This is a genomic window from Acetobacterium tundrae, assembly GCF_008086615.1.
GTDB classification, from domain to species: Bacteria; Bacillota; Clostridia; order Eubacteriales; family Eubacteriaceae; genus Acetobacterium; species Acetobacterium tundrae.
Genome location: NZ_RXYB01000033.1, coordinates 1 through 19,731, shown reverse-complemented (window position 1 = coordinate 19,731; position 19,731 = coordinate 1). Strand labels below are relative to the sequence as shown.

Genomic DNA, 19,731 nt, shown 5'->3' with positions numbered 1-19,731 from the left:
AACTGGATTACATCAACGTATGAAGACAAACACAATTAAATATTTTATGACCCATTAGCTCAGTTGGTAGAGCATCTGACTTTTAATCAGGGTGTCGGGCGTTCAAGTCGCCCATGGGTCACCATTTTAAAAATAGGACTGCAAGAGATTGCGGTTTTTTTATTTTTTGGATTAACTTATTTGTGATTTGAACGATGGACGAGTTCATATAAAAAAGCAAAAAAAATACTTGTACAAGACCAGTAACTCCATTTATTTTTATAGCCTGCATGATATAATTGTAAAATGGTTATGTTGTTAAATAATTATTAATTTGAGTGGAAGGAGGCTATTAGAATGAATGGCGTTTTAGATACAAATGAAGGAAAACTGAGAATTATCCAAGAGACTGTTCCGGGCAAACAAGTAACGCTGGCTCATATTATTGCAAGCCCAGATGAAATAGTATATAAAAAATTAGGATTAAATCCCAGTATTGATTATCAAAAGGCAGCTATTGGTATATTAAGCATAACACCTTCTGAAGTTTCGGTAATTGCAGGAGATTTGGCAATTAAAACATCAGTTATTGAAATGGGCTTTATCGATCGGTTTAGTGGTACACTAATGTTTACGGGAAGAATATCTGAGGTTGATTCGGCAATTAAAACGATTCTGGCTTATCTCAGAGACACATTGAAATTTACGGTTTGCGAAATTACAAAAACTTAAAAATGAAGGCGAAACATGAAAAAAATGATTTTGATCGGTCGAAGTGAGTGTGGAAAAACAACACTGAGACAAGCATTAAAAGGAAAAGAAATACATTATGAAAAAACACAGTATGTCAATCATTATGACGTTGTTATTGATACACCAGGGGAATATGCAGAGAACAATACCTTAAGTCATGCATTGGCCTTATATTCATATGAAGCAGACATTGTAGCTTTATTAATTAATGCAACGGAGCCATATTCGCTTTATCCACCCTGTGTTGCTGCGGTAGCCAATCGACCAGTTATTGGTATTGTTACACAGATTGATGCTGAAGGAGCCAATCCTGATCAAGGGGTGGAATGGCTTGAACTGGCGGGTTGCGAAAAAATATTCAAAGTAAGCTCGTACACTGGTGAAGGAATTTGGGAAATACTGGAATATCTTCGTGAGGATGGAGATATGTTACCTTGGGATAAAAAAGAGGATGCCGAAAAACCTAGAGTTGTTTTTTCTACAAAAAGTGTAACGATTTTAGAAGAAGCCTTTGATGATATTATGAAAGTCTCGTAACAAAAATTTCAGAAGCACTGGTACCAAATGTTAAGAGCAGTTATTTATCTGATTATATGTTGTCTGAATTTACAGCATGTAAACAGATAAATATTTTTTAAAGTCACTTGTATAATGGGACGAAAAATAATTGATTGAGAACTGTTAAAAAAGGATTTAAGGAATACCGTAAAAAGCATGTAAAAAAGTTGATTAAAAGCTTGCAGTAAAAGATAATTATTGTTATAATTATAATGTTGCGGAAGTGGCTCAGTGGTAGAGCACTGGCTTCCCAAGCCGGGGGTCGCGAGTTCGAATCTCGTCTTCCGCTCCAAAATGCGATAAGAAAGCAATCCAGATACTGAGTGTAAAGTTGTTAATAACAATTTTACACTCTTTTTACGTATTATTGACTTTATTTTTAAAAGTAAGGTATTTTAATTAAAAATAAAAGTATCCTATCATTATTTGCAATTAGCGGGTATATAAAGAATAAAATAAGCAAAAGGTGGGTTGTATATGAAATGCGAAGATCAATGCTTGGTGCCATTAGAAAAGTTAAAAAAAGTTTGTAATTATGAAGATGAATTGAAATTTTTTAAGACATCATTGGATGTATCACCGCTTGATGTGATCTTAGGTCAGGATAGGGCAGTAAAATCGATGCATTTTGGCCTCGCAATGGATGCAGATGGTTATAATATCTTTGTTGTAGGACCGCCTGGAACTGGTAAAAACGACTATACAAAAGAAGTGGTTTCACAGGTAGCAATTGGCCGTAGGACACCGAATGACTGGTGTTATATTAATAATTTCATCAATAAAGACAAACCATTAGCAGTCTCTTTGCCAGCAGGCCAGGGACGTGAATTTCAGATAGATATGGAAAAATTAATATCTGAACTTAAAAATGCCATCAGAAAAGCTTTTAAAAGCAGTGATTATGACCTGAAAAGAGATCGGATCTTTAGTGCTTTCCAGGTAAAAATGGCAGAACTGTTTCAGGTAATTCAACAAAAATCATTTGAGGAAGGATTCAGTGTAAAACCATCAGCCACGAAGTTTATATTTATACCGATTCAGGATGGCAGACCGATGTTACCAGAGGAATATGAAAAACTATCGGATCAGGAACGTCATGAAATAAGTGAAAAGAGATATGCTCTGGTAAACAAACTTGATAAAATACTGGCCGAGGGTCAGAAATTCGAAAAAAAGGCAATGGAGCAGATGTTTGAATTAGATCGAGAAATTGCTCTTATTACTGCCGAGCCAATAATTCAAATATTAAAAGAGAAGTACAGCGGAATACCGATGATTGTTGAATATCTGGATAAAGTGTTAAATGATGTTGCAGATAGGTATAACATCTTTAAAAAACAAGAACCATTTACAGAACGCACATCTACTTCTCAATATCAGGAAGAAAATGAGGATGCTGATAAAGGCGGATCGAATCCGTATGGACCGAATTATTTTACCGGTCTGGAGGAATCGAATTCCTTTTCCCAATATAAAGTTAACTTGTTTGTTAATAATGAAAAACAAAAAGGAGCTCCTATCGTTATTGAATCGAATCCATACTATTATAATCTTTTTGGAAAAATTGAGTATAAAAGCCAGATATTGGTTATGAATACGGACTTTACACTGGTGAAGCCGGGAGCAATTCATATTGCTAATGGTGGTTATCTTGTTTTACAAGCTAAGGATATATTGACGGATCCGTTTGTTTGGAGTGCCCTGAAGAAAATTCTTAAATACCAGCAGGCGGTTGTAGAAAATATTGGCGAGCAATATAGAACGGTGCCCACTTTGACATTAAAGCCCGAACCGATTCCGTTGAAGGTGAAGGTTATACTGATAGGAAGCCCTATTTACTATCAGATTTTATCTGGAGATGAAGATTTTAGAGAACTCTTCAAGATTAAAGTAGATTTTGATTATGAAATGACTCGAAATTCTGAAAATCTGCATAAGTATGTTTCATTTGTCAGTTCAATTTGTCATAAGGAAGGGTTAAAACATTTTAATCAGGCGGGTTTGGCTGGAATTATTGAATATGGTTCCAGGGTGGCGGGTGATCAGAATAAACTTTCGACACTGTTTGGTGACATCAGAGAAGTGGTCTATGAGGCAATAACATGGGCAAAAGCGGAAGAGTCTGAGTTTGTGGACATGAAGCATGTAAAAAAAGCAATATCAGAGCGAAGCTATCGTTTTAACGAGCTGGAAGAAAAAATCCAGGAAGAAATACTGCAAAAGAAAATTATTATTGATACCGATGGAACTGCAGTTGGACAAGTAAATGGTCTTTTCGTTATACAAACGGGCGGGTATTCTTTTGGACTGCCGGCTCGGATTACTGCCATAACACATGTCGGACGTGGTGGTGTTATTGATATTGAAAGGGAAACAGAGATGAGTGGGAATATTCATTCAAAAGGTGTTTTTACGCTTGCCGGATATCTTGGTGGAAAGCTTGCCCAGGATAAACCGCTGGGATTTACAGCTCAGGTAACATTTGAACAGCTTTACGAAGATGTTGAAGGGGACAGCGCATCCAGTTCCGAACTTTATGCAATTATATCAAGTCTGGCTGGCATTAAAGTGAAGCAAGGCATTGCGGTTACCGGCTCGGTGGATCAAAGAGGCGAAATTCAGCCAATCGGAGGCGTAAATGAAAAAATTGAAGGATTCTTCGATATATGCAATGCAATCGGTTTGACAGGTGAACAGGGGGTTATTATTCCGGTACGTAATATTAATAATTTGATGTTAAAGGATGAAGTCCTGGAGGCTGTGAAAAAAGATCGATTTCATATCTATGCAATATCAAACATCGATGAAGGGCTGGAATTATTAAGCGGAATGCCGGCCGGTGAGATTGGTGAGGACGGAACTTATCCGGAGGGAAGTGTTTTTTATAACGTTGATCAAAAACTTCAGGAATACAATAAAGTATTAGAAAATTCATCAGAGGAACCAAGCTACTTTTCTATAGAAGAAGAGCAGCAGAATTGATAGTGACACTGATATTTCCTGAGACTGGAAAGAGCATTTAGAAAGTTTGAAGTAATCAGCAGCAGGCTATTTGGAAGAAAAAGGTAGATGATTGAAAAACGGTTTTTTACCTTTTTCTATTAAGTTTAAAGCATACAAACAAATGCACAGCTTAAATAGAGTTAATATGTTAAAACAATAATGACAAAAATAGTGATTTAGAATATAATAAAATACAAAATGAAATTAGCATGATTTATGATAATGGATGAAGAGAAAATGTGCTTAGTATGCATTTAGTTAGGAAGGAAACTCAATGGGGCTTAATTTATCACTGGTCAGCTTTTTTATTTTGGTCATTGCATATTTGGCAGTGATTGAAATATTTACGGTGCTCTTTCGGTTGACGGGATTAAGAGAGGATAAGGCTAGATTTCAGGCCATTTCTTGTATGACAAACAGTGGATTCACTACAAAAGAAAGTGAACTCATTCTTAATTCAACAGCACGGCGACATTTAGCCCGAATTATGATGGTTTTTGGGTATCTTTTTGCGGTGACGAGTGTTTCAATTTTAGTGAATTTGTTTATTCGCTCATCTGGCGATCAATTTAATGGATGGACAATTTTATATTCGCTTGGTTTTCTGGTTATTATTATTGTCATAACCCGGTCAAAATGGATCATCGGAAAATTTGACAGATTGGTCGAGAGACTGGCTAGAAACAAGTCCAAAGGCGCCTTTTACAATAATGTGCGAATTTTAGAAATGCTGCATGATAAATTGATTGCTGAAATATTTATAACATGCATTCCGCCTGAAATTGACAAAAAAACATTATTGGAAATGAATTTTAGACATACGTATAAATTGAATGTACTATTGATTAAACGAGGAAATACGATTATTGATCATGTCATTGCAACAGATCAGATTAAACAGGGAGACCGGATTTTTGTTTATGGACCAAAGGATGAAATCATGAATCTTTTCAAAGACAAAATTTAAAAACTACATAAAATAATTAAAAAAATCATGAAAGTGATTGACAAAGGGGACAGAGTTTGTTATTATAATCAAGCACGTTACAGAAAACAGTTATTTAATTCCTGTTTGTAGCACTGTTATGCGGATGTGGCGGAATTGGCAGACGCGCTAGACTTAGGATCTAGTATCTTACGATGTGGGGGTTCAAGTCCCTTCATCCGCACCAATTAAGCGGAAGTGGCTCAGTGGTAGAGCATCGCCTTGCCAAGGCGAGGGTCGCGAGTTCAAATCTCGTCTTCCGCTCCAAAATTTAATAGATTTGGGAGAACTTAGACATTGTCTAAGTTATTCTTTTTAATCAACTTATGCGCGCCATTAGCTCAATTGGATAGAGTGCCTGGCTTCGAACCAGTAGGTTGAGGGTTCGAGTCCCCCATGGCGCACCACTTATAAACATAATCAGAGCAATCTGGCTAGAATCACCATCAATGATGGTGATTCTTTTTTTTCGGATCGGTGATGAACCAACTAAATAGAGAACCTATTAAGTCAGATATGTTAAAATTTATTGTAAAAACAGAATGAGGAGCACAATGAATATAGAAATTACGATTAATAAATCAATTTTACATGTTTTGGATACGAATGCGAGTATCCCGATATTATCGGATACGTTATTAAATATGACACTGACGGTTAAAGACTATATTGAAAGGCATGTCCAAAGATCAATAAAAGATACTGATATCAAGCGAACCATTTTTAGAGCGGGAAGTCAGTTTAAAGAACGAATCCAGGATTATCGAAAGAATTCTCATGAGTTGGTGCGAGTAAGTAGTGAAATAGCACAACTATTTTTTGATTACATGATTGAAAACATTGAGATCCCTTCAGCCGATCTCGTATTTGTGGATTTTGAAATGAATCATGAGAATTACCTTGGAATATTCAAGTTTAATTATAAACTGGGATATATCCATTATGTGAATACGGATAATGGATTGACTAATGATATCATCGTTCAGCCATGTGTGCTGCCCACTGAAAGTCAGAAATTAGATGAATTTGCACTCATTAATTTGACAACGGATGAAATTTTATTAAAAGAAAAAAAATATCTCATTAACAATGAAAAAGATTTTTATATTTCAACGCAATTACTTTTTTGCGAACCGGCAATATCGGAAAAGGAAGCCTTTGAAATTGTAGAAAAAACCGTGAAGGAAGTTATTGGAAAAGAGTACGGTGGCGATTATGAAAAATTGAATACAGTTAAAACTGTGATCGCAGATGATTACGAAGCAGAGAGTGAAATTAATATTGAAAATATCGCAAAAGTAGTTTTTGATGGTGACGAAACGATTCAGGAAAAATTCAAAGAAAGCTTAGAACAAAAAGGACTGTATGAAAAAAAAGTTCAGATGACTCAAAATATTGAAAAGAAAATTTTTGGAAAACAGAAATTTGTGACAGATACAGGAATTGAAATATGCATTCCAACGGAGCAATTAAAAAGACATGATATTATTGAGTTCAAAAACAACCCGGACGGCACAATTTCTGTTGAAATTAAAAACATCGGATTGTTAAATCATAAATAAAATGAAAAAGCCAATAGATGTGAAGGAGAAAAACAGATATGAATATCAAAAACGAAATTAAATTAATCGAAAAAAATAAGTTTGCTTCATGTATTCCTTTAATAAGCGCAGATAAAAGTGAATTGTTGGCAGACGTGGAAGCGGCAGTAGAAAATGGATGTGATTTTTTAGAATGGCGTCGCGACTATTTTATGAAAGGAGCAATCCTCAAGCCAGAAGAGGAATTTAATATTCTAAATGAGATAAAAAAAAGAATGAAAACCCAGGGACTGATTTACACTTATCGAAGTCATCTTGAAGGCGGCGCTTATGAAACGGCAGATGCCATTCGGGAAGCATCAATAAAAACAGCCATCGAAAGTGATGTGGCAGATTATGTGGATATTGAACTGGAAAGCAATGATCTTTTTTTAGCAAGAATTAGGGATGTCATTAAAAACAATCGGACGCAATGGATTGCATCTCATCATAATTTTAATTGTACGCCAAACAGCCAGGAAATAGAAAAAATATATCTGTCGATGGAAACAAAAAATGCAGATGTGCTTAAATTAGCAGTAATGCCTCATACGTCAGAAGATATCCGTCACTTAATAATAGCTAACCTATTACATAATGAAGGATCAAAATCGCCGATGATCAGCATTGCGATGGGGAGTCTCGGTGGAATCACCAGGATCGCTCCAGAACTTTGTGGCGGTTCAATGACCTATGTGCTGGGAACCGGAAAAACAGCTCCGGGACAGATGAATCTTGTGGAAATAATCGCGCTCAGAGAAAAATTGGGGTTAGCATAGACTTTTGATTAAAACAGAAAATCGCTGTGTCGCTAAACCAAAACCAAAAACTAAAGGTCAATTGGCTGTTTATTGTATTTGCTTCTAGGAAACACAATAAATAATCAACTGACCTTTTAAAATATCGTTTTGCATCAAAGTGCTACTATGAAATTTGATCACTGTTGAGTTTTTTCGGTGCGGCTCTCAGGATGTCAGAAATCTGACCATCCAGGGTTTGTCTTTGAATTTTTCAACCAGCCATCTGGAAAGATAGGCGCATAGGATGCCAATCGCAATACCAGCTAGAACATCGGTGGGATAATGAACAAAAAGGTAAAGTCGAGAATAAGCGACAAGAATCGCAAAAACTAAAAGCCCCCAACGCCAATTGTTCTTACGGGTTATAAAATATGCCCAGGTGTAGGCAAAAACTGAAGAACTATGACCAGAGGGAAATGAAAAATCATTTGGCTTAGGCAAAATAAGGTTAATATCGTAAAACGTAAAGGGCCGCTGACGGGCGACAAGGGGTTTAAGTGTCAGATTCACAAGAAAGACACTCAATAGCAAGGCCGCAAGCATAATCACACCTGTTAACCGAGTCTCCTTTTTTATCATAAGCAAAAAAGAAAGAAAAAAACCAAAGATGCCGTGATCTCCAAAATTTGTGATAAAAACAAAGAAAGGATTGAGACCGTTGAAAACGAGATGGTTATGGATCCAAATTAAGATGTTTAAGTCCATCAGTTTGATTTACCATCATTGTCAATATCCGTTATTTGCCAATCAATCGGTTCAATACCACGGCTGATCAACAGTGCATTGGCGCGCGAAAAAGGACGACTGCCAAAAAAACCACGGTGGGCGGAAAGCGGACTGGGATGAGATGATTCGATGATGGGGTGTTGGGGATTGGTGATCAGCGAACGTTTATTTTGTGCGTCTTTTCCCCAAAGAATAAAAATAACCGGTTCTTCCCGTTGATTTAAAGCTTGAATCATATGGCTTGTAAATATTTCCCAGCCCATATTGCGGTGAGAACCGGCTTGACCGGCACGAACGGTAAGAACGGCATTCAGAAGAAGAACGCCCTGGTCAGCCCATCTTTTCAAACAACCATGGTTGGGGATGGGATAATCCAGATCTGCTGACAATTCTTTGTAGATGTTCAATAGGGAAGGCGGAATCTGAACACCGGGTTTCACTGAAAAAGAAAGACCATGAGCCTGTCCGGAACCATGGTAAGGATCCTGCCCGATAATACATACCTTTGTTTTAGAGTATGAGGTATAGTGAAAGGCATTAAAGATATCTTCCATTGGAGGATAGACTAAACGGCTTCGGTACTCGGTTATTAAAAATTGCCGCAGTTTAGAATAATAATCTTCTTTAAGTTCGTTTTGAATGGGAAGTTCCCAATCGTTATTAATATGAAGTGACATAATTAATTCTCCTGAAAAAGTATTTGCTGTTGTGTTAACATGAAAAAGTCGTTCGTAAATTGTTATGATTAAATTATACACTAAATAAAGAGGGTTTCAATCATGATTTTTGTCATTCACAAGGTGGAGGGATTATGTTATAATGGATAATGTATACAATATTACAAGCGATTATTAGTGCAAAGGGAGAAAAAATGGATAAGGTCGTTGTAAAAGCCAAAGCAAAGGTGAATCTAACGCTTGATGTGACCGGTATACGTGAAGATGGCTATCATGAAATGAAAATGATTAATCATTCCATTAATCTTGAAGATACATTAACCTTTGAGACCAGTCAGGAAGGCATTTCGTTAACCTCGGATAATAATCAGATGCCATTAGATGAAAAAAATCTGGTTATCATAGCATTGAGAAAACTGCAAAAGCGATTAAATGTAAAAAATGGAGTCAAAATACATATAGAAAAAAGAATTCCTTCTCAGGCCGGTTTAGCGGGCGGAAGCAGTGATGCGGCGGCGGCATTGAAAGGGCTAAACATTCTTTGGAACTTGAACCTGTCAACAATAGATCTTTTAGAGATTGGTGCGACAATAGGTGCAGACGTACCCTATTGTCTTATTGGCGGAACAGCATTAGTAGAGGGTATCGGTGAAAAAATAACGCCGTTACCGGCAATGAAAAAATTGTATGTTGTGGTGATAAAACCGAATGTGAATATATCGACGCCCTGGGCATTTAAGAAATTGGATCAAAGAGAGATAAAAAATCATCCAGATGTATCGGCTGTCGTCCAATTGCTCAAAGAAGAAAATTATGCAGAATTAAAGGTTGTGATGGGCAATGTTTTTGAAGAAGTGGCGTTTGAACAGTATCCGGAAATTTGTGAAATAAAAAAAGACTTGCTGAAAAATGGAGCTTTAGCCGCCATTATGACAGGCAGCGGATCGACAGTAGTGGGTTATTTTCAGGAAAAGAAATTGGCTGAGATGGTATGGAAAGTATTTAATCAAAAATACTCAAAGTGCTTTTTTAGTGAAATAAGTGAAAATTGAGGAGAAATGATATGTTAGATGAAAAGAAAGGATTAACCCTTGATATAAGTTCTTGTAAGCCATTACGTGAAATTGTCTTTGAAACAATCCGTTGCGCGATCATTACTGGGGAACTCCAGCCGGGACAACGTTTAATGGAAGTTCGCTTGGCTGAAGAAATGGGAGTGAGTAGAACGCCAGTCAGAGAATCGATTAGAAAGCTTGAACTGGAGGGTTTGGTAAAAATGGTTCCTAGGAGGGGAGCGTATGTTACTCCGATGTCGGTAAATGACCTGAAAGAAATGATGGAAATTCGTAGAGCCTTGGAGGAATTGGCGGCTGAACTTGCAGCTATGAATGCAACAGAAGAAGAAATAGAAAAATTATATGATGCGAATCGTCGATTCGGTGAGTCAGCTTTGGCAAATGACGAAGCGGGCATTATAAAAAATGATATGGACATCCATGATATCATTTATGAAGCATCTGGAAATAAAAAACTTTTGGCAATGATCAATAGCTTAAGAGAACAGATGCAGCGTTTTAGAGCAGAATATGTACATCGAATTGAAGACAAGACGCCCTTAGTGGATCAACATATGGAAATTATTAAAAAAATTGAAAATGGTGAGAGTGCTTTGGCTAAAGCAGCAGTTTCTGAGCATATTCATTCGACCGGGGACGATATGCTGCAAGTACTATATGCTGTAAAAAACGACAAAAATAAAAACGAATGGGCCTTATAATAAGGGCTCATTCGTTGATTTACGGAAAAGCAATGAGGCAGATGCCTGCAAATGCTCATTTCGCACTTGGCGTTTTCACATGGTTGGGCTAAAACAAAAATCTATTTGAGGTCATTGTTTTCAAAAAAGTTTTTGTTTGCAAGTAAAGCAATTACAAGAAGAATACTCCCGCACACAACAAACACATCAGAAAAATTAAAAATGGCAAATTTGATCATTCGAAAATCCAGAAAATCAACAACATAATGCAATCGGATTCGATCAATTAAATTGCCGATTGCCCCTCCAATGATAAAAGAGAGGGAAATATTAATCCAAAAATTCTCTCGGTACTTAGGAATTTTATAAAGAAAAAAAATCAGGATACCAGTAAAAATCAATGTTATTAAAATCAGAAAAAATTGCATGTCGGAAAAAAGACTAAAGGCGGCTCCGGTATTTTCAACATAGGTCAGATGAAAAAAATTGGGTATGATGGGAAAGGTTTTAACAGGTGCTATATGAGTAAGAATCAAATATTTGGAATACTGATCCAGAAAAACAACAAAAAGGATAATGGCTAAATAGATCATGATTTCTCCTAAATTAAGTTTTGTTCACTACAAAATATATGATAATTTGCTCTAAAACACAAGAAAAACTTTAATTCTGGCAACTTTTATTTTTGATTAATCTTAATTTAAGAAACTATTTGAAACTACTTTAAATTTTTTAAGTTAAATGTTAAGATATAAACCGGACTGCAAAAAGTACTGGAGGACAAGATGAAGTTAAAAATTGATAAAGAACTTATAAAGAAATATGGTTATTTTTTAGTGGGAGCATTAATATTACTGCTCATTTATAAAATACTGGATAACTTTGGAATCATTGCAAGTACGTTTATAAAAGGTGGCCACAGAGTTTTTGTTATTTTAGAGCCCGTTCTTTTAGGGGGGGTTTTAGCCTATTTTCTTTTTAGACCGATGCGAAGTATTGAAAAGTTCATTTTTAAAATTTTTCCAAAGAGTCAAAACCAATCGCGAACAGTACGGATGATTTCAATTATAATTATATACATCATTACAATCGTATTGATTGTTCTTTTTTTCTATGCCACGATACCTTCGGTTGCAAGTAGTTTTAAAAGTTTGGTTAATCAAATGCCGGAAAATTTGGCAATCATTGACCATTTTCTGGGGAACAGTCTTCTGCAAGGGGGCGCTACTCAAGATGTTCTGTCTAGCTTAAAATATACCATTGATGGATTTAAGAGTTTTACGCTGCAGGATATCATGAATCAGATTGCCGCTTATCTTGGAACGAATCCCGAATCGCTCAGTGATATTGGCAGTGTCGCATTAGTGTTTGTTAAAGGAACCCTGGAATTCATTGTATCCTTTTTTATTGTTTTTTTTATCGGACTTTATCTGATGTTGGATGCGGAAAGGATTATCGAGCAAGTTGATCGCTTTGCAAAAGCAATTATGAATAAAACACTGTACAATGGAACACATTGGGCAGGCATTATGATTGATGATGTTTTTTATAAATATTTCACAGGCAAAATTCTGATATCCATTTTTGTTGGTTTCCTATATTATTTGGGTTTATTGGTTATTGGCGTTGATTATGCACCACTCTTTGCAGTGATTTTGGGAGTTGCTAATATGATTCCTTATTTTGGCCCGATTATTGGCGGGACAACAAGTGTTTTGATCACACTCATTGATGATCCGATTAAAGCTTTATGGGTTGGTATTTGGGTAATTGTGCTTTTTCAATTGGAAGGAAATGTTATTGCCCCAAATGTTTTGGGAAAAATTGTAAAACTTAATCCATTTTGGATTTTGGTTAGTGTGGTTATCGGAGGAAGCCTTTTTGGAATATTGGGAATGTTCATCGCGATTCCAGTGTTTGCGATCATTAAAGTATTTTTAGAAGAGGCATTGACAAGATGGGAACTTCATAAAGATAAGTTGGCAGTTGAAAATCCGATCGATGATCGTGAAAATTAGATAAATAATAAGTGGGTAACTTAAGTTAATTGAGGAAGGGATATAATATAATGGAGAATGTATTTCAGGTGTTAAAAGAACGTGGATTTATTGAACAATGCACCCATGAAGAGGAAATAAAAAAAATGCTTGGAGAAGAATCCGTTTCTTTTTATATCGGATTTGATCCGACAGCGGATAGTCTTCACATCGGCCATTTCATACAAATCATGGTAATGGCCCATATGCAACAGCATGGACATCGCCCCATTGCCTTGATTGGTGGAGGAACGACGATGATCGGAGATCCTTCAGGACGAACAGACATGCGTCAGGTCATGACGCCCGAGCGTATTAAAGAGAATGGTGAGAAATTTAAAAAAGTGTTTGAAAAGTTCTTAAGTTTCGAAAATGATAAAGCCGTTATGATTAATAATGCGGATTGGTTACTTTCGCTCAACTATATTAATTTTTTAAGAGATATCGGCTCACATTTTTCGGTTAATCGAATGTTGGCGGCAGACTGTTACAAAACGCGTTTGGAAAAGGGACTCACTTTCTTAGAATTCAATTATCAGCTATTGCAAGCCTACGATTTTTATGTTCTTCATAGAGAACAAGGCTGCAAAATGCAGTTTGGCGGAAATGATCAGTGGTCCAACATTATTGCCGGGGTTGAGCTGGTCAGACGAAAGGATGGAGAGCAGGTCTATGGGATGACTTTCTCATTGCTGACAACCAGTGAAGGCATAAAAATGGGGAAAACAGCCAAGGGCGCTTTGTGGCTGGATCCTGAAAAAACATCACCTTATGAATTCTATCAATACTGGCGCAATATTGCGGACGTGGATGTCGAAAAATGCCTGGCATTGCTGACATTCATACCGATGGATGAGGTGCGACGATTGGGTGCATTGGAAGGAGCAAAAATTAATCAGGCGAAAGAAATTTTGGCATTTACGGTGACAGCAATGATTCATGGCGAAGAAGCCGCACATGAAGCCCAAAATGCTGCCCGAAAGCTCTTCGCCGGTGATCAGGGAAATGCGGAAATTCCAAGCATCGAATTGGCAAAAGACGAATTGGCAGAAGGAATGGACATTCTTTCGTTATTGGAAGTTGCCAAACTCATACCGACTCGAAGTGAAGGGCGCCGTCTCATTCAGCAGGGTGGTATCTTTGTTGATGGTGAAAAAGTTTTGGACCCCAAAGCGATTTACACCGCCAGTGATTTTAAAGCGGGAAAACTTATCTTGAAAAAAGGTAAGAAGGCATTCAAACAAATTAATTTAGTATAGAAGGTGACAACACATGATCAGTTCAAAACCTGTTAGAGGAACAAGGGATATTTTACCGGATGAAATGAAAATTCGGGATCGGTTGGAACAAAAGATATTAGAAATATATCACGCCCATGGGTTTAGCCGAATAGAAACACCAATTATGGAAAATTTAGAGTTGTTGCTGGGCAGTGAGGGCGGTGAAAACTTAAAAATGCTTTTTACCATTTTAAAGCGTGGTGAAAAACTGGACTTAACGAAAGATGCAAGTGTATTGGATCTTTGTGATATGGGTTTGCGTTTTGATTTAACATTGCCATTAAGTCGATTTTATTCAAATAACCAGGCAGTGCTCGAAAGCCCTTTTAAAGCAATTCAAATTGGCAATGTTTTTCGCGCAGAACGACCTCAGAAAGGACGATTCCGATCATTCAAACAATGCGACATTGATATTATCGGAGATCCATCGATTAATGCCGAAATCGAGTTAATGGACACGACTGCTAAAGCATTGATAGCCATGGGCTTTAAAGGATTTACGATTAAGGTAAACCATCGGCAGTTATTAGGAGCCGTGATAAGAAAAGCTGGCTTTGCAGCTGAATCCATTGGAACCGTGTGTATCTCTTTGGATAAACTGGACAAAATCGGGACAGATGGCGTCACTCAGGAATTGCTAAAAAAGGGACATGATCGAGAAAAAGTCGAATGTCTCATGTCCTGTGTCGCTAGTATTAATTTAGAGAATCTGAATCAATGGGTGGAAGATCCAGAAGCTATTGAAGAACTAACCCAGGTAATCAATGCAGTGAAAACTCTGTCAAAAGAAGAATTTGAAGTTGTTTTTGATTTTTCTCTTATCCGTGGGATGGGATATTATACCGGCCTGATCTTTGAAGTGAGCTATGGCCCTTATGGCTATTCCATTGCCGGTGGCGGCCGCTATGATAATATGATTGGAAAATACAATAAGGTTTCCGTTCCGGCAGTTGGCTTTTCCATCGGATTTGAACGTATTATTTCGATTCTTTTGGAAGAACAGAAAGACGGCGAAAAAGTGGAAAAAGCAATCGTGATATTCTATGAAACGCAGAATGACAGGTTTCATGAGGTGATTGCTGAAGCGGATGCATGGCGAGACAAAGGTTATCTGGTCAATCTAGTCGCAATGAAGAAAAAATTTGGAAAGCAAATTGCTGCGTGGAATAACGGATCTTATCAAGGGTTCCTGGTTTTTGGCCGGGATAAAGAAATAAAGACATTTTGACCTTGCTGTTAAACAATGCTAATTGAGTGATCAAATCGTAAAACATCTGCATCGGCTGTGTGAACCGGGCGGGTGTTTTTTATTATTTTAAACAAATTGATTTTATATTAAGAAGTAAATAAGAAAATGTGCTATAATGTAATATTAGCAGTCGGAAAAAATATAGATAAAGGAAAAATGAATGTCAAAAAAAATAAATTTAATTGCTACCGTAGCTTTCGGGATTGAAAGCGTGGTTAAAGATGAAATAAAAAAATTAGGCTATGAAGTCACTGAGGTAGAGAATGGGAAAATTCGCTATTCTGGTCCGTTGGAAGCAATTCCCCGATCAAACTTATGGCTAAGATGTGCAGACCGTGTACTTTTAGAAGTAGGCCGTTTCAAAGCCGTAACGTTTGATGAACTTTTTGAGAAAACAAAGGCATTGCCATGGGAAGACTGGATACCAGTTGATGGTGAGTTTCCTGCGGCAAAAATTAGCAGTGTGAAGTCAACTCTCTATAGTAAATCGGATGGACAGCGGATTGTAAAAAAAGCAGTGGTTGAACGATTGAAATCAAAATATCATGTTGATTGGTTCGAAGAAAATCGTGGAAAATATCCTATTCATATTCAGATTCTTAAAGATGAAGTGACTTTGTCGATAGATACTAGTGGTTCGGGACTGAATAAACGTGGGTATCGAGAATATGGAAATGAAGCGCCACTGAAGGAAACTATTTCAGCGGCACTGGTCTATTTATCACATTGGCGACCAGATCGTTATTTTCTTGATCCGCTTTGCGGGTCGGGAACGATTGTAATAGAAGCGGCAATGATTGGAAAAAATATGGCGCCCGGATTGAAACGAGATTTCGTGTCAGAAAACTGGGATTTTATGCCTCAAGAAATGTGGGAACAAGCACGACAGGAAGCAACAGAAGCGATCAATGATAAAGAATTTCTTCTATTAGGGTCAGATGTTGATCCTGATGCGTTGAAACAGGCACGGACCAACGCCGAACTAGCTGGGGTAGCAGACTATATCGCATTCCAAAAATTACCGGTCCAATCGGTCATAACGAAAAAAAAATACGGCGTTATTATTACAAATCCTCCTTATGGAGAACGTATCGGGGAAGAAAAGGAAGTTCAACGTCTTTACCGTGACATGGGTAAGGTATTTAGAAGTCTGGAGGATTGGTCATATTTTATTATCTCGGGATATGAACGGTTTGAAAAATATTTTGGTGAAAAATCGACAAAAAATAGAAAACTTTATAATGGGGATATTAAAACCTATTATTATCAGTATTATGGACCATTGCCGCCTAGAAAACGAAGACCAGTTAATGAAGTTGAGAGTCTGAATCAAGTCAATGAAGAATCAGAAAAAATAGTAAAATAAAGAATGGGTGAAAAGATGAAACGAGAAACAAATAACCGAACAAACGGCAAAACAGATGATAAGCCACGGGGAAAAAAGAATGATCGTGAAACAAAGGGCGGAGAATCAAAATTCTCGACTAAAAGGGATAAGAAACCACGAAAATCTGAAGAACATGGACCTAAAACAGGAAAAAGCAGTCATAAATTTGAGGAACGCGGCACAAAAGATGATAAAAAGCCGCATAAATTCGAGGGACGCGGAGAACAAGATGATAGAAAGCCTCGTAAATTCGAGGGGCGCGGTCCGAAAGAAGACCGAAATTCTCGCCGCTTTGATGATCGTAAATCACAACATAAATTTGATGGATTTAATCGCGAAGAAGAGGGTGTTACCGAAGAAACATTTATCATTGTCGGAAAAAACCCAGTAATGGAAGCCTTCCGATCAGGACAAGAGATTGATAAATTATTGGTTTTAAAGGACAATACGGATCATGTGCTTAAAAAGATCATGGATAATGCAAAAAAACGCAATATCATTATTCATTCAGTTGAAAAAGCCAAGCTTGACTATTTATCAGAAGGGGAGGTGCATCAAGGAGTCGTTGCGCTGATGGCGCCGTTTCCTTATAGCACCATTGATGATATTTTAAATCATGCAAAGAAAAATGGAAGAGATCCACTGATTGTTATTCTTGATCACCTCACCGATCCTCACAATCTGGGTGCAATCATTCGAAGCGCCAATCTTTGCGGTGCTGATGGGATTATTATACCAAACCGTCGTTCAGCATCGTTAACAGCAGTTTCAGTTAAGGCTTCTTCTGGAGCCGTCTCTCATACCCCTATTGTTAAAGTGACCAATCTGAGCCAAGTGATCGAAGATCTTAAGAAAAAAGGCTTTTGGATTATGGCGGCAGACATGGATGGGCAGCCATATTATAAAGCAGACTATAAAGGCTCATTGGCAATTATTATTGGAAATGAAGGTGCCGGCATTAGTGCAAATGTTAAAAAACAATGTGATTTCACCGTTTCAATTCCAATCCATGGCGAAATTGAATCATTCAATGCATCTGCAGCGGCAGCTGTTATTCTATCCGAAGCTGCTAAGCAACGCTTCTAATGAAAACCATATTGATTGTGGATGGCTATAATGTTATCCATGGTTCAGAAGATTTGCAACGTCTTTCAGAAATTCAATTAGAAGAGGCAAGAGTTAAACTGATTGATGCTTTGAATGGGTATAGCGGATTCAAAGGATGGGAAACCATCCTTGTTTTTGATGCCTATCAACAGCAGTCCTTGGAAAAAAGAGAAGAAATGCACGGCAGAATTAAAGTAGTATTTACAGAGAAAAACAAAACGGCAGACGCCTATATAGAAAAATTGGTATATAGTCTGCCGAATGCATATACGATACGGGTCGTCACATCTGATTATACGTTGCAGCGGATGGTGTTGGCAAGTGGAGCAGAACGTGTGCCTTCCAGAGAGCTGATCGAAGACATGGCGATGACACTGAAAAAATTTCATGATGAAAAGAAAAAAAGCATAGAAAAACAGGGCGTGACCTTAAGTGAATTTATGGATGAAGACACCCTTGAAAAGTTTAAAAAGATGCGTATTAAGGAATGATACGAGGAAAAAATGGTAAAAACAAATAATGAAAAATTTGCAGAGCTTGAAATTGTTGAGAGCGCTCAACAAGGGGACAAGGAAGCAGAACAGTTCCTCTTGAAAAAATACCGAAAAAATGTTCTTATTCGATCGAGATCCTATTATTTGGTGGGTGGCGATAATGAAGATCTTATTCAGGAAGGTATGATTGGGCTGCTAAAAGCAATTTGGGATTATCGTTCGGATCGTGACACCCAATTTTCAACTTTTGCCAACCTTTGTATTGAACGCCAAATCCAAACCGCTATCAGTTCAGCGAATCGTAAAAAGCATTTACCGTTGAATGATTCTATTTCGATTTATACTGCGGTTTCAGAAGAAGAACCACTAAATATTATTATCGATCAGTTGGCGGCAGAAAAAACGGTTGAACCGGGCGCAAAATTAATTAAAAAGGAAGAATTTGAACAACTTATCGAAGATGTGAGAAGAGAGTTGTCGGATTTTGAAAAAAAAGTGCTGTCTTATTATATTCAGGGAGCTTCTTATTTTGAAATTTCAGAGGCATTATCCTGCGGAAATAAATCGGTGGACAATGCATTACAACGGATTAAGAAGAAAATAGGCAAGCGTTTGTGAAGAAAAAAAAGAAGAATAGAAAAAAATAGTTGACAAAAGAGAAAAAACAAATTATCATAGAGAAGCTGAATTAATAAGCAAGTGGGAGAATGCCCGAGTGGCTAAAGGGGGCGGACTGTAAATCCGTTGACGGCGTCTACGATGGTTCGAATCCATCTTCTCCCACCATTTTATTATAAGCCCTCATAGCTCAGTAGGTAGAGCACCACCATGGTAAGGTGGGGGTCTCCGGTTCAAATCCGGATGAGGGCTCCATTTTTATATCATTAATTAAATTTGACATAGCAGAAAACGATAAATATTTAATTGTTAAGGAGAAGAACAAATGGCAAAAGCAAAATTTGAAAGAAATAAGCCGCATGTAAATGTTGGAACAATCGGACATGTCGATCATGGCAAGACAACATTAACAGCAGCAATTACATGTGTATTAAACAAACGATTTGGAACAGGGGAAGCGGTAGCATTCGAAAACATCGATAAAGCCCCAGAAGAAAGAGAACGTGGGATCACCATTTCAACAGCCCATGTTGAATATGAAACACCGAATCGCCATTATGCCCATGTTGACTGCCCGGGCCATGCGGATTATGTCAAGAACATGATCACCGGTGCGGCCCAAATGGATGGAGCCATCCTGGTTGTTAGTGCTGCTGATGGTCCCATGCCACAAACTCGTGAACATATTTTATTAAGCCGTCAGGTAGGTGTACCCTACATCCTTGTTTTCTTAAACAAAGTAG

The 19,731-nt window shown here is 37.4% G+C and carries 19 protein-coding genes and 7 tRNA genes; 23 read left to right on the top strand and 3 right to left on the bottom strand.

Translation table 11 applies throughout. The features are described 5' to 3' along the window. Positions 1-48 precede the first annotated feature (48 nt). The 11 genes from FZC40_RS16170 (at position 49) to aroD (ending at position 7,637) form a co-directional block, all read left to right on the top strand. Positions 49-124: transfer RNA gene (locus tag FZC40_RS16170), tRNA-Lys, on the top strand. 212 nt (positions 125-336) lie between these two features. Beyond that, positions 337-711: a BMC domain-containing protein gene (locus FZC40_RS16165; protein WP_148606236.1), complete on the top strand. Its 375-nt coding sequence runs from the start codon at positions 337-339 to the stop codon at positions 709-711. Positions 712-726: 15 nt separating this feature from the next. Then, a complete protein-coding gene (locus tag FZC40_RS16160) occupies positions 727-1,269 on the top strand; it encodes a EutP/PduV family microcompartment system protein (RefSeq protein WP_148606234.1) in 543 nt (180 codons plus the stop codon). A gap of 238 nt (positions 1,270-1,507) precedes the next feature. Continuing rightward, positions 1,508-1,582 (top strand) — tRNA-Gly (locus FZC40_RS16155). Between the two features lie 185 nt (positions 1,583-1,767). Continuing rightward, positions 1,768-4,272, top strand: a complete 2,505-nt coding sequence (locus tag FZC40_RS16150) for a Lon protease family protein (RefSeq protein WP_148606231.1) — start codon at positions 1,768-1,770, stop codon at positions 4,270-4,272. Positions 4,273-4,567: 295 nt separating this feature from the next. Beyond that, a complete protein-coding gene (locus tag FZC40_RS16145) occupies positions 4,568-5,260 on the top strand; it encodes a TrkA C-terminal domain-containing protein (protein WP_148606229.1) in 693 nt (230 codons plus the stop codon). 120 nt (positions 5,261-5,380) lie between these two features. Further along, positions 5,381-5,465, top strand: a tRNA-Leu gene (locus FZC40_RS16140). Between the two features lie 5 nt (positions 5,466-5,470). After that, a tRNA-Gly gene (locus FZC40_RS16135) sits at positions 5,471-5,545 on the top strand. A gap of 63 nt (positions 5,546-5,608) precedes the next feature. After that, positions 5,609-5,685 (top strand) — tRNA-Arg (locus FZC40_RS16130). A gap of 147 nt (positions 5,686-5,832) precedes the next feature. Next, positions 5,833-6,840, top strand: a complete 1,008-nt coding sequence (locus FZC40_RS16125; RefSeq protein ID WP_148606227.1) for a nucleoid-associated protein — start codon at positions 5,833-5,835, stop codon at positions 6,838-6,840. A gap of 38 nt (positions 6,841-6,878) precedes the next feature. Then, complete coding sequence (gene aroD, locus FZC40_RS16120) at positions 6,879-7,637, top strand: type I 3-dehydroquinate dehydratase (RefSeq protein ID WP_148606225.1); 759 nt, start codon at positions 6,879-6,881, stop codon at positions 7,635-7,637. 186 nt (positions 7,638-7,823) lie between these two features. On the opposite strand, the gene FZC40_RS16115 is transcribed toward aroD, so the two are convergent. Next, positions 7,824-8,201: a phosphatase PAP2 family protein gene (locus FZC40_RS16115; protein WP_243135851.1), complete on the bottom strand. Its 378-nt coding sequence runs from the start codon at positions 8,199-8,201 to the stop codon at positions 7,824-7,826. Between the two features lie 161 nt (positions 8,202-8,362). Continuing rightward, positions 8,363-9,061 carry a uracil-DNA glycosylase gene (locus FZC40_RS16110; protein ID WP_148606221.1) on the bottom strand — a complete coding sequence of 233 codons (699 nt, stop codon included), beginning with the start codon at positions 9,059-9,061 and terminating at the stop codon, positions 8,363-8,365. A 194-nt stretch (positions 9,062-9,255) separates the two neighbouring features. On the opposite strand from FZC40_RS16110, the gene ispE reads away from it, so the two are divergent. After that, the gene (gene ispE / locus FZC40_RS16105) at positions 9,256-10,113 is read left to right on the top strand and encodes a 4-(cytidine 5'-diphospho)-2-C-methyl-D-erythritol kinase (protein WP_148606241.1); all 858 of its coding nucleotides are present in this window, start codon (positions 9,256-9,258) and stop codon (positions 10,111-10,113) included. A gap of 11 nt (positions 10,114-10,124) precedes the next feature. Continuing rightward, positions 10,125-10,838 (top strand): GntR family transcriptional regulator, encoded by a 714-nt coding sequence (locus FZC40_RS16100; protein ID WP_148606219.1) that lies wholly within the window; start codon positions 10,125-10,127, stop codon positions 10,836-10,838. 101 nt (positions 10,839-10,939) lie between these two features. Here FZC40_RS16100 and lspA read toward each other — a convergent pair whose 3' ends face one another. Next, a complete protein-coding gene (gene lspA, locus FZC40_RS16095) occupies positions 10,940-11,410 on the bottom strand; it encodes a signal peptidase II (RefSeq protein ID WP_148606216.1) in 471 nt (156 codons plus the stop codon). Between the two features lie 192 nt (positions 11,411-11,602). Here lspA and FZC40_RS16090 point away from each other — a divergent pair, with 192 nt between their 5' ends. The 10 genes from FZC40_RS16090 to FZC40_RS16045 form a co-directional block, all read left to right on the top strand. Next, positions 11,603-12,835, top strand: coding sequence for an AI-2E family transporter (locus tag FZC40_RS16090; protein WP_243135850.1), 1,233 nt, complete (start codon positions 11,603-11,605; stop codon positions 12,833-12,835). 50 nt (positions 12,836-12,885) lie between these two features. Next, on the top strand, positions 12,886-14,112 hold the full coding sequence (tyrS, locus tag FZC40_RS16085; RefSeq protein WP_148606214.1) for a tyrosine--tRNA ligase: 1,227 nt from the start codon (positions 12,886-12,888) through the stop codon (positions 14,110-14,112). Between the two features lie 13 nt (positions 14,113-14,125). Further along, entirely contained in the window at positions 14,126-15,361 is a 1,236-nt protein-coding gene (gene hisS, locus FZC40_RS16080; protein ID WP_148606212.1) for a histidine--tRNA ligase, read from the top strand. A gap of 181 nt (positions 15,362-15,542) precedes the next feature. Then, positions 15,543-16,748 (top strand): THUMP domain-containing class I SAM-dependent RNA methyltransferase, encoded by a 1,206-nt coding sequence (locus FZC40_RS16075; protein WP_148606210.1) that lies wholly within the window; start codon positions 15,543-15,545, stop codon positions 16,746-16,748. 15 nt (positions 16,749-16,763) lie between these two features. Continuing rightward, positions 16,764-17,855, top strand: a complete 1,092-nt coding sequence (gene rlmB, locus FZC40_RS16070) for a 23S rRNA (guanosine(2251)-2'-O)-methyltransferase RlmB (RefSeq protein ID WP_148606208.1) — start codon at positions 16,764-16,766, stop codon at positions 17,853-17,855. Continuing rightward, positions 17,855-18,367 (top strand): NYN domain-containing protein, encoded by a 513-nt coding sequence (locus FZC40_RS16065; RefSeq protein ID WP_207724287.1) that lies wholly within the window; start codon positions 17,855-17,857, stop codon positions 18,365-18,367. Before rlmB ends, FZC40_RS16065 begins: the two co-directional genes overlap by 1 nt. Before the next feature lie 12 nt (positions 18,368-18,379). Then, on the top strand, positions 18,380-18,988 hold the full coding sequence (sigH, locus tag FZC40_RS16060; RefSeq protein WP_148606206.1) for an RNA polymerase sporulation sigma factor SigH: 609 nt from the start codon (positions 18,380-18,382) through the stop codon (positions 18,986-18,988). 83 nt (positions 18,989-19,071) lie between these two features. Continuing rightward, a tRNA-Tyr gene (locus tag FZC40_RS16055) sits at positions 19,072-19,156 on the top strand. Between the two features lie 11 nt (positions 19,157-19,167). Continuing rightward, positions 19,168-19,243, top strand: a tRNA-Thr gene (locus tag FZC40_RS16050). Positions 19,244-19,313: 70 nt separating this feature from the next. Continuing rightward, a partial coding sequence (locus FZC40_RS16045; protein ID WP_148604593.1) for a GTP-binding protein occupies positions 19,314-19,731 on the top strand: 418 nt, incomplete at its 3' end.

What these genes read in the sequence shown, in the direction of transcription:
- FZC40_RS16165 (WP_148606236.1), top strand. Translation starts at nt 337, where the DNA reads ATGAATGGCGTTTTAGATACAAATGAAGGAAAACTGAGAATTATCCAA.
- FZC40_RS16160 (WP_148606234.1), top strand. Translation starts at nt 727, where the DNA reads ATGAAAAAAATGATTTTGATCGGTCGAAGTGAGTGTGGAAAAACAACA.
- FZC40_RS16150 (WP_148606231.1), top strand. Translation starts at nt 1,768, where the DNA reads ATGAAATGCGAAGATCAATGCTTGGTGCCATTAGAAAAGTTAAAAAAA.
- FZC40_RS16145 (WP_148606229.1), top strand. Translation starts at nt 4,568, where the DNA reads ATGGGGCTTAATTTATCACTGGTCAGCTTTTTTATTTTGGTCATTGCA.
- FZC40_RS16125 (WP_148606227.1), top strand. Translation starts at nt 5,833, where the DNA reads ATGAATATAGAAATTACGATTAATAAATCAATTTTACATGTTTTGGAT.
- aroD (WP_148606225.1), top strand. Translation starts at nt 6,879, where the DNA reads ATGAATATCAAAAACGAAATTAAATTAATCGAAAAAAATAAGTTTGCT.
- FZC40_RS16115 (WP_243135851.1), bottom strand. Translation starts at nt 8,201, where the DNA reads ATGCTTGCGGCCTTGCTATTGAGTGTCTTTCTTGTGAATCTGACACTT.
- FZC40_RS16110 (WP_148606221.1), bottom strand. Translation starts at nt 9,061, where the DNA reads ATGTCACTTCATATTAATAACGATTGGGAACTTCCCATTCAAAACGAA.
- ispE (WP_148606241.1), top strand. Translation starts at nt 9,256, where the DNA reads ATGGATAAGGTCGTTGTAAAAGCCAAAGCAAAGGTGAATCTAACGCTT.
- FZC40_RS16100 (WP_148606219.1), top strand. Translation starts at nt 10,125, where the DNA reads ATGTTAGATGAAAAGAAAGGATTAACCCTTGATATAAGTTCTTGTAAG.
- lspA (WP_148606216.1), bottom strand. Translation starts at nt 11,410, where the DNA reads ATGATCTATTTAGCCATTATCCTTTTTGTTGTTTTTCTGGATCAGTAT.
- FZC40_RS16090 (WP_243135850.1), top strand. Translation starts at nt 11,603, where the DNA reads ATGAAGTTAAAAATTGATAAAGAACTTATAAAGAAATATGGTTATTTT.
- tyrS (WP_148606214.1), top strand. Translation starts at nt 12,886, where the DNA reads ATGGAGAATGTATTTCAGGTGTTAAAAGAACGTGGATTTATTGAACAA.
- hisS (WP_148606212.1), top strand. Translation starts at nt 14,126, where the DNA reads ATGATCAGTTCAAAACCTGTTAGAGGAACAAGGGATATTTTACCGGAT.
- FZC40_RS16075 (WP_148606210.1), top strand. Translation starts at nt 15,543, where the DNA reads ATGTCAAAAAAAATAAATTTAATTGCTACCGTAGCTTTCGGGATTGAA.
- rlmB (WP_148606208.1), top strand. Translation starts at nt 16,764, where the DNA reads ATGAAACGAGAAACAAATAACCGAACAAACGGCAAAACAGATGATAAG.
- FZC40_RS16065 (WP_207724287.1), top strand. Translation starts at nt 17,855, where the DNA reads ATGAAAACCATATTGATTGTGGATGGCTATAATGTTATCCATGGTTCA.
- sigH (WP_148606206.1), top strand. Translation starts at nt 18,380, where the DNA reads ATGGTAAAAACAAATAATGAAAAATTTGCAGAGCTTGAAATTGTTGAG.